This window comes from Persicitalea sp. (assembly GCF_041751555.1).
Lineage (GTDB): Bacteria > Bacteroidota > Bacteroidia > Cytophagales > Spirosomataceae > Persicitalea.
Window position 1 is genome coordinate 1 of sequence record NZ_JBGSXF010000339.1, and the last position, 9,241, is coordinate 9,241.

The following is a 9,241-nucleotide window of genomic DNA, read 5'->3' on the forward strand; positions in this document are numbered from 1 at the left end:
CCCGCCCAGATAAAAAAGTAATACTTGGCAAAAATGAGCAGCTTTCCCATAAATAGACTTAGCCTTGAGAGTCACCCCGCCAGCCCTAGCCGGGCCCGACTACAAAGCGGATGGCACCCCACCGGGACGAGCCATCAAGAAAAACGAAAAATAAGCAAAAATCCCATTGTGCAGGCCACAGGTCACGGAGTATTTTTAGAAAAAGGATATATTCGTAAAAAAATGCCGAGGTTATGACAACTGAACAGAAAAAAATAGCTGTCATCAGTAAAATCGCCGACCTGCGGGATGAGCGGCTACTGGATGCGGTAAATCAACTGCTTGAAGAGACTTTGCCCGCTCCTTTACCCGAGCCAGGTTGGGCAAAAGGAATCATCACCTACTTCTCCGACGACTTCGACGATTTTATTCCTCCGGGATTTGATGGCAACGACGAGGATGACCTATCTCGATGAACTATCTCATTGATACGCACATACTGATTTGGTACGGGGAGGGCAATCCACGATTGCACCCTTCCATCCTTGCTGAAATGAGGCAGCCTTCGAGCAGGGTTTACATCAGCCATGCGACTTTTTGGGAAATGACCATCAAGCTAACCCTCGGAAAACTTGAATTTTCAACCCCCATTTCCGGCTTCTAGAACTTGATTTCTGCCTATGATTTTCAGGTTCTGGGATTCACTTTCGAGCATTACACCCCCGCCGTCGCTCGGCTCCGCCGAGTGACCACTGTCCCGTTGTCCTCTGGGCGACACAAAGCTATACCTTCAAAAACCACTTATTGCGGTATAACACATACATCAATGCCCACTGCACCATGATGTATGCCAAAGTAGCCCCCACCGCTTTCGCGGGACCGGATAGGTGCTCCAACAGTCCACCGAAGAGCGCGTTGGCCGTATACTCGAAGTCGATGAATTCGTGGCCCATGTAGATGACGATAGAATTCATGCCAATGACGATGAAGAAGAAAGTCAAGCGGCGGAAGTCAAGTACGTCGATGATCCAGTAAAAAAGGGACAGTAGCAGAAAGCTCAGCCCGCCCACCAGCAGCACGAATGAACTGGTCCAGAGATTTTTATTGATAGGGAAAACCAGGTTCCAGAGCAGCGCAAGAACAATGCTTCCTACTCCGATTCCCGCCAGGGCAAGTACTTTACGGTTAGCCGACAATTCATTTGTTTTAATGCGTAGAATTTGCCCGGCCATAACACCCAGCAACCCCGTAGCGATGGCCGGAATGGTGGATATCAGCCCCTCGGGGTCGTGGATTTTCTTGTACAGCCTTCCCGGCAAAAGTTGGGTATCGAAATAACTGGCCGGATTGCACTCCATCGTGAACAGACCTGCGCCGCAGCCCGGTACGGGATAAAACGCCATGAACAGCCAGTAGCCGATCAGAATCACCGCCAGCCAAACGTACAGTAGCTTTTTGGGGCTATACAAATAGATCAGTTGCGCAAACATCCCCGCCAGACCGATGCGCCCCAGCACGCTGGCGAAGCGGGTCGTTTCGTAATCGGTGCGGAATAGGCCATTGTTATAAACTACCCCCAAAAGTACCAGAATCAGCCCGCGCTGAATGGCCTTGCGGGCCAGTCGCGAGCGTGAAAAGCCCTTAGCCAACCGACTGTCGAAGGAGAAAGGCGTGGAGACGCCCGCCATGAAGATGAAGAGTGGAAAAATAAGGTCATAGGCACGGAAGCCGTGCCAGGCCGGGTGCGTGAGTTGCTCCTCCATGCCGCGCAGCCAGCCCCAACCCGTGGCGGCAGCCAAGGCAGCGACCAGTTGCTCGCCACCCGTGATCCAGAACATATCGAAACCCCGCAGCGTGTCTAGCGACTGCAACCGCTGTGGTACGCCCGCCGATCCAGATAGGGGTAGTTCAGCATCCTGAATACCAGCTTGTTTGGTAGTAGAAATTGTGGCCAATTTTATTTCTATAAATGAGGGTCTGAATTCGGGGTTGAACTTAGGAATAAATCATCATTATTATTTCCTTGCAGAAAAATAAATAGCCGGAAACAGTAGGAAAAATCCCCAAAATCCTTTCATTTGTACTTTTGAGGGATTTTATAAGGTATATGGCCAAACCATTGACATTGCACAAAGGCTACGACATCAAGCTCGTTGGCGAAGCCGAATACACCATTGACGACCTACCCGTTTCGGAGGTCGTGGCCATTAAGCCGCCCGACTTTCCGGGTCTGGTTCCCAAAATGATGGTAGAGCCGGGTGACGAAATCCTGGCGGGTCAGCCGCTGTTCTTCGACAAGAACGACGAGCGGATCAAGTTCTTTTCCTCGGTCAGCGGCGAGGTGGCGGAGATCGTCCGGGGCGCGAAACGGCGCATTATGGAGGTCAGGATTATCCCTGACCGTAAGGCAAGAAAGTACGTACAGCACGATCCGGCTAATCCTGCCGATCTATCCCGCGAAAATATCATTGAGCGGTTGCTCGAAGGCGGCGGGTGGAATTACATTCGGCAGCGCCCTTTCTCGCTGATAGCCAATCCCGAAGATACGCCCAAATCCATTTTTGTCTCCTGTTTTGACACCGCTCCTCTTGCGCCTGATTTAGGATATATCGTAGGTTTTGATAAAGAAAATTTTGAAACTGGGCTGTCCGCATTGAGCCAACTAGCCAAAGGCAACCTCCACCTTGGGGTGCAGGATCAGTCGAGTAAAGAGGTTTCGGATAATGCCCTTTCCCCAAGTAAGATTACTAATGTTCCCGGCGAAAATATTCACCCGATCAAAGGGCCGCATCCGGCGGGCAACGTCGGCATTCAAATTCACCATCTCGACCCGATCAAGAAAGGCGAAATCGTCTGGTATGTGCATCCGCAGGATGTGATTGTCATTGGACGCTTATTTCGTGAAGGCCGCTACCGCACCGACCGCGTCATAGCCCTAACAGGAAGCAGCGCGAAAACTCCGCAGTATTTCCGCGCCGTCACCGGGCAAACGATGTCTTCTATTTTAGATGGCAAAGTTGAAGGCGACGCGGCCCGCATTATTCAGGGCAACGTGCTGACGGGGATCAATTCATCGTCTGAGGATTTTCTCTCACATTACACCAACCACATTACGGTCATTCCCGAGGGCGGTGAGCCGGAATTCCTGGGCTGGTTGACGCCGGGCATCAAGAAACTAAGCCTCTCCAAAACTTTTTTCTCATGGGCTTTCCCTAAACGTAACTATGCTCTCGACACGAGCATGCGTGGTGAGGAAAGGGCGTTCGTGATGACAGGGCAATATGATAAAGTGTTGCCGATGAACATTATGCCTGTGGTTTTGTTGAAATCAATCCTGGCCCGCGACATTGAACGAATGGAGCAATTAGGCATTTACGAAGTGTCAGAAGAAGACTTTGCTTTGTGCGAGTTTGTCTGTACTTCCAAAATAGAAGTACAACGCATCATTGCGGAAGGATTGGAATACGTTAGGTTGGAAGGATAGTTTTCGGGTCAACGGTCAACGGTCAACGGTCAACGGTCAACGGAAAGTAAAGCCCCACCTCGATGCTATTTATAATTATTGAAAAAACTTTGTCGCTTTGTCGCTCTGTCGCTTTGCCACTTATAAACAAATAAACACCAACATTGAAGCCAATACGAAACCTGGTCGAATCCCTTGAACCACACTTCAAGGAGGGCGGCAAATACGAGAAGTACCATCCGGCGTTCGACGCATTAGCTACGTTCCTTTTCGTGCCGGGCCACACCACCGAGAGCGGCGTCCATATTCGCGACGCGATGGATCTTAAGCGCACCATGTTCACCGTGGTGATTGCCATGGTTCCCACCCTCCTTTTCGGAATGTGGAACGTGGGCTACCAGCACTACCTGGCTTATGGCATGGACATGAGCCTGATGGAGAATTTCATGTTCGGCTTCTGGCGCGTTATGCCCATCGTAGTGGTTTCTTATGCCGTTGGACTAGGCACAGAATTCGTTTTTGCCATCTCGAAAGGGCACGTCGTCAGCGAAGGGTACCTGGTTACGGGCATGCTGATTCCGCTGATTATGCCCGTCACGATTCCGCTGTGGATGGTGGCTTTTGCTTCGATCTTCTGCGTCATTATTGGTAAAGAAATCTTCGGCGGCACGGGCATGAATTTCATGAATCCCGCCCTACTGGCCCGTGCGTTTCTCTTCTTTGCTTTCCCTGCCTACATGACGGGTGACATCTGGACGGACCTCACGCCCGAGCCAGGCCACGCGCTGGTCGATTCGTACACGGGTGCGACCAATCTTGTGACATTTGATAATGACTACACGCAGTTGCCTTCTACGTCCGATATGTTCTGGGGTTTTGAGCAAGGCTCGATTGGCGAAACCAGCGTTTTTGCCATTCTGATCGGCGTATTTATCCTGGTTGCGTCCGGCGTAGGTAGCTGGAAAATCATTCTATCCTGCGTGATTGGTACTTTAGCGATGGGGCTGTTCCTTAACTTCGTCGCACCTGTGAATGTCCCAACGAGTTCCCTTCACACACCCGCCTACTACCACCTATTGATGGGAAGCTTCGCGTTCGGTGCAGTCTACATGGCTACCGATCCCGTAAGTGCTGCCCATACCGAAGGCGGAAAATGGATCTATGGTATACTGATTGGGATGTTTACCGTTATATTACGGGTATTCAACCCGGCTTATCCCGAAGGCGTCATGCTAGCCATCCTGCTGATGAACGTATTTGCGCCTTTGATCGATCACCTCGTGGTAGAACGCCACATCAAAACCCGAATGAGACGTGCATAGCAACCAATACACCTTGATTTACGCCGCGGTACTTTCTATAGTCACGGCGATTGTTCTGGCCGTAGCGGCTGAAGGACTCAAACCTCTACAAGACGAGAATATCGCGCTCGACACGCGTTCGAATATCCTGAAAGCCGTGCGGCTTGACTACACAGACCGCACTAAAATCAACGAAATTTACGAGACTAAAATCCAGGAGATGGTGGTGAATACGGCAGGCGAAATCGAGGAGGAAAAACCCGTCCAGGTCGATCTAAAAAACCAGATCAATATCGATCCCGCCGAGCGTAAGCTACCGCTATACATCTACACGGACGACGACGATAAGAAATACTATATCATCCCACTGCGAGGCACCGGACTATGGGGGCCGATCTGGGGCTACGTTTCGTTGGAAGGCGACTACAACACCGTGTACGGGGCCATCTTTGACCACAAAGGAGAAACGCCTGGCTTAGGGGCCGAAATCGCCGAATATCCCTTCCAAAAACAATTTCAGGGCAAGAAGATCATGGAAGGGGACAAGTTTGTGTCCGTGAATGTCTGGAAAACGACTTATAAAAGTCCGCTTGGGCAAGAACACCGCGTGGATGGCATCTCGGGCGGCACCATCACTTCCGACGGAACCGACGACATGATCGAAAACTGCCTCGCGCCCTATGTGACATACTTTGACAAAACAAAAGGCAAAAGCCAAGTAGCGTTGAAGTGAGTTGACAGTACTAAAATATGCTTCGCATAAATAGTTTTAATTTTTGAAGGAAAAAACGCCGAACTAAGAACCGAGAACTTAATCATATGGCATCCCAAGCGCACGCCGAAGCACCACCCATCGTCAAACAGAAGAAAGATGGGCTTTTTTCTAAAAAGAACATTCAGATCCTGCGCGACCCGCTGGATGACAACAACCCCGTGACCGTGCAGGTACTGGGCATCTGCTCGGCCCTGGCCGTGACAGTGCAGGTCAAGCCCGCGCTCATTATGTCGTTGGGTGTGATCTTCGTGACTTCCTTTTCCAATCTGATCATCTCGCTGCTGCGCAAGTCGATCCCGACGCGCATCCGGATTATTGTGCAACTGATCGTTGTGGCGATGCTGGTCACGATCGTCGATCAGACGTTGAAAGCTTTCCTGTTCGATGTCAGTAAAAAGCTCGCGGTTTTTGTAGGACTCATTATTACCAACTGTATTATCATGGGCCGGCTCGAGGCCTTTGCTTTGGGACAAAAACCCTGGCCTTCATTCCTGGATGGTATCGGTAATGGCCTGGGCTACGGACTAATACTGATTATGGTAGCCGTGTTCCGCGAGTTTTTCGGCTCGGGATCTCTGATGGGCTACCAAATCGTACCGCAATGGGCTTACGACCACGGCTACGTCAACAATGGCCTGATGGTACTTCCGCCAGCCGCCCTGTTCATCATTGGCCTATACATCTGGTGGCAACGCAGCCGGAATGAGAAGCTGGTGAATGTGTCTTAGTAAAGGCACAAAGGGGCAAAAGCACAAAGGCACAAAGTGTTCTTGCCACTTTAATAAGAAGCAGCTTAGTTGCTTACAAACTGTTTCCACTTTGTGCCTTTGCTACTCTGTCACTTTGCCCCTTAAAAAATGGAATCCCTAGTAAATCTTTTTGTCAAAGCCGTTTTTGTGGAAAATGTCGTGTTCGCGTACTTCCTCGGTATGTGCTCGTTTTTGGCAGTTTCTAAAAAAATCAAAACTGCCTTTGGCCTTGGGCTGGCGGTAATTTTTGTAATGCTGCTCACGACACCACTCAACTACCTCATCCTGACATACATGCTTAAAGAAGGCGCATTGACTTGGATTCACCCCTCGCTGGCGTCGGTGGATTTGACATTCTTGGCCTTCATTCTTTTCATTTCGACAATTGCCGGGGCTGTGCAATTGGTAGAGATGGTGATCGAAAAATTCCTGCCCGCGCTGTATTCCTCGCTGGGTATTTTCCTGCCGCTAATCACCGTCAACTGCGCCATTCTCGGTACGTCCTTATTCATGCAGGAGCGTGAGTACGGTTTTGCCGAAACCGCTGTCTTTTCATTGGGCGCGGGCTTCGGCTTTTTCCTGGCTATTGTGCTGTTGGCGGGAATCCGCGAGCGGCTACGCTACTCCAATGTACCTGCCCCCTTGCAAGGCTTGGGTATGGCCATGTTTATTACCGCCCTCATGGGACTCGCTTTTTTGAGTTTTTCAGGAATAAAGTTGTAAACCAATCCTACCCTCATGTTTTGTTAAAACTAAATCTAGCTCACTGAATGTGGATTACGAGCTCAACACATCTCATAATTCATAATTCATAATTCATCACTCAAATCATGGTTCCAGTTCTTGTCGCTAGTGTAGCTGTCTTCATCCTGATCGTAATCTTGCTAGCTGCCCTTATCCTTGTAGCCAAAGCAAAGCTGTTGCCACAGGGTGACGTAAAAATCACCGTCAACGGCGAGGAAGATGAGGCGCTGGTTGTTAAGCCGGGCGGCACGCTGCTATCGGTCTTGGCCGAAAACAAGCTCTTCCTGGCGTCGGCCTGCGGCGGTGGGGGTACTTGCGCCATGTGTACCTGCATGGTGTACGAAGGCGGCGGCGAAGTACTTCCCACTGAGACCAACCACCTCAACCGCCGACAGGTGCGCGAGAATATGCGCTTAGCTTGTCAAGTTAAGGTAAAGGAGGATATGAAAATCCGTATCCCCGAGGAGGTATTTGGGATTAAGAAACTGGAATGTACGGTAGTTTCAAATTACAATGTCGCCACATTCATTAAGGAATTTGAGGTAAGGTTGCCCGAGGGCGAATCGCTGGATTTTGAGGCCGGAGGCTACATTCAAATCGATATTCCCGAAACGGTAGTCAAGTACGAGGACTTCGACATCACGGCTCACCCCGATCACCACGACCGCCCCGACAAATTTCAGGAAGACTGGGACAAGTTCAACCTTTGGCCATTAACCATGGTCAACGAGGAGGAGGTTTTCCGGGCCTACTCGATGGCCAATCACCCCGCCGAGGGTGACATCGTGAAACTAACCGTCCGTATTGCCACACCCGCTTTTGACCGCGACAAAAATGGCTGGGCCGATGTCAATCCCGGCATTGCTTCTTCATACATTTTTAGCCTGAAACCCGGCGATAAAGTCACGATTTCGGGGCCATACGGTGAATTTTTTATCAAGGACACTGAGCGCGAGATGCTTTACATCGGCGGTGGCGCGGGCATGGCACCCATGCGTTCGCATTTGTTTCACCTCTTTTACACCGAAAAAACCAAGCGTAAAGTAACGTTCTTCTACGGCGGACGAACGAAGAAGGAGCTATTTTACATCGACGAATTCCGGCAGATTGAAAAAGATTTCCCCAATTTCACGTTTGTCATTGCGCTCGATAACCCAATGCCGGAAGATAAATGGACGCTGAAAGAGGATATTGAAGACCCCAAGGGCGACGGCTTCAAAGGTTTCGTTCACAACGTGGTCATTGATGAATTCCTAAAAAAACACCCCGCGCCCGAAGACCTGGAAGTTTATTTCTGCGGTCCGCCGATGATGAACCAGTCGGTCATCAAAATGGCCGACGACTGGGGCATTCCCTCGGAGCAGGTCGCCTTCGATGACTTCGGGGGATGATGCGGCGCTTGTCGTTCGTTGGCTTAGTGCTGCTACTGGCTAACTGCCAGCCGCCGCGCCCGACCTACACCCAACTGGAAGGCAATGCGCAGGGAACTACCTTCCGTATCGTTTACGTCGATTCCCTTTCCCGTGACTTTTCGGTTTCAGTCGATAGCATTTTCCGCGTCATGGACCGCAGCATGTCGCTGTGGGATAGTTCTTCCGTCATTTCGCTCCTTAATGCTAACCGCCCCGGCATCCGCGCCGATGCGCACTTCACTAACGTATTTCGCAAAGCCTGGGAGGTTTCCGACCAAACCGACGGCTACTTTGACTGCACCGTTGGCCCGCTCGTAAAGGCTTGGGGATTTAGCTATAAGAAAGGACTGCCCTCACCCAGTTCGGTGCAAGTGGATAGTTTGCTTGGAATCGTTGGCTATCAAAAAGTACAATTAGAGGAAGGTAAGGTAATCCAACGAAACCAGCACACCGAAATCGACTTCAACGCCATCGCCCAAGGCTATACGGTGGACCTTCTGGCCGAATTCCTGCAAAATAAAGGTATCAAAAACTACCTTGTGGAAGTAGGCGGCGAAGTTCGCGCCCTGGGCCGAAACGAACGCGGCGAAATCTGGCGCATTGGCATCGACAAACCCTTAGACAACGTAAAGGCGGGACGTCCGCTACAAGCCGTGGTTTCGCTCAACGGCCAATCGCTCGCCACTTCGGGTAGCTACCGCAAGTTCGTCGAGCGCGACGGGCAGCGCTTCAGCCACGCCATCGACCCGCATACGGGTTTTCCCATCATGCACAATCTGCTCAGTATCTCCGTCCTGGCCAATGACTGCATGACCGCC

Annotated in this window: 9 protein-coding genes; 8 read left to right on the forward strand and 1 reads right to left on the reverse strand. The window is 50.8% G+C overall.

What is annotated here, in order from left to right; genetic code table 11:
* The first annotated feature begins 233 nt into the window (after positions 1-233).
* Positions 234-455 (forward strand): hypothetical protein, encoded by a 222-nt coding sequence (locus ACEW8P_RS12145; RefSeq protein WP_373513347.1) that lies wholly within the window; start codon positions 234-236, stop codon positions 453-455.
* 306 nt (positions 456-761) lie between these two features.
* On the opposite strand, the gene ACEW8P_RS12150 is transcribed toward ACEW8P_RS12145, so the two are convergent.
* Positions 762-1,934: an acyltransferase family protein gene (locus ACEW8P_RS12150; protein ID WP_373513348.1), complete on the reverse strand. Its 1,173-nt coding sequence runs from the start codon at positions 1,932-1,934 to the stop codon at positions 762-764.
* Between the two features lie 164 nt (positions 1,935-2,098).
* On the opposite strand from ACEW8P_RS12150, the gene ACEW8P_RS12155 reads away from it, so the two are divergent.
* From ACEW8P_RS12155 to ACEW8P_RS12185, 7 genes are all read left to right on the forward strand, one after another.
* A complete protein-coding gene (locus ACEW8P_RS12155) occupies positions 2,099-3,463 on the forward strand; it encodes a Na(+)-translocating NADH-quinone reductase subunit A (RefSeq protein ID WP_373513349.1) in 1,365 nt (454 codons plus the stop codon).
* A gap of 143 nt (positions 3,464-3,606) precedes the next feature.
* Positions 3,607-4,764 carry an NADH:ubiquinone reductase (Na(+)-transporting) subunit B gene (locus ACEW8P_RS12160; RefSeq protein ID WP_373513350.1) on the forward strand — a complete coding sequence of 386 codons (1,158 nt, stop codon included), beginning with the start codon at positions 3,607-3,609 and terminating at the stop codon, positions 4,762-4,764.
* Positions 4,757-5,476, forward strand: a complete 720-nt coding sequence (nqrC, locus tag ACEW8P_RS12165) for an NADH:ubiquinone reductase (Na(+)-transporting) subunit C (protein WP_373513351.1) — start codon at positions 4,757-4,759, stop codon at positions 5,474-5,476. The genes ACEW8P_RS12160 and nqrC overlap by 8 nt, the downstream gene beginning before the upstream one ends.
* A gap of 86 nt (positions 5,477-5,562) precedes the next feature.
* Positions 5,563-6,246, forward strand: coding sequence for an NADH:ubiquinone reductase (Na(+)-transporting) subunit D (locus ACEW8P_RS12170; RefSeq protein ID WP_373513352.1), 684 nt, complete (start codon positions 5,563-5,565; stop codon positions 6,244-6,246).
* Positions 6,247-6,375: 129 nt separating this feature from the next.
* Positions 6,376-6,990: an NADH:ubiquinone reductase (Na(+)-transporting) subunit E gene (gene nqrE / locus ACEW8P_RS12175; protein ID WP_373513353.1), complete on the forward strand. Its 615-nt coding sequence runs from the start codon at positions 6,376-6,378 to the stop codon at positions 6,988-6,990.
* Positions 6,991-7,097: 107 nt separating this feature from the next.
* Complete coding sequence (gene nqrF / locus ACEW8P_RS12180) at positions 7,098-8,402, forward strand: NADH:ubiquinone reductase (Na(+)-transporting) subunit F (RefSeq protein WP_373513354.1); 1,305 nt, start codon at positions 7,098-7,100, stop codon at positions 8,400-8,402.
* Positions 8,399-9,241: FAD:protein FMN transferase (locus ACEW8P_RS12185; protein WP_373513355.1), on the forward strand; the 843-nt coding region annotated here is incomplete at its 3' end. The genes nqrF and ACEW8P_RS12185, both read left to right, overlap by 4 nt.

What these genes read in the sequence shown, in the direction of transcription:
- nqrF (WP_373513354.1), top strand. Translation starts at nt 7,098, where the DNA reads ATGGTTCCAGTTCTTGTCGCTAGTGTAGCTGTCTTCATCCTGATCGTA.
- nqrE (WP_373513353.1), top strand. Translation starts at nt 6,376, where the DNA reads ATGGAATCCCTAGTAAATCTTTTTGTCAAAGCCGTTTTTGTGGAAAAT.
- ACEW8P_RS12145 (WP_373513347.1), top strand. Translation starts at nt 234, where the DNA reads ATGACAACTGAACAGAAAAAAATAGCTGTCATCAGTAAAATCGCCGAC.
- ACEW8P_RS12170 (WP_373513352.1), top strand. Translation starts at nt 5,563, where the DNA reads ATGGCATCCCAAGCGCACGCCGAAGCACCACCCATCGTCAAACAGAAG.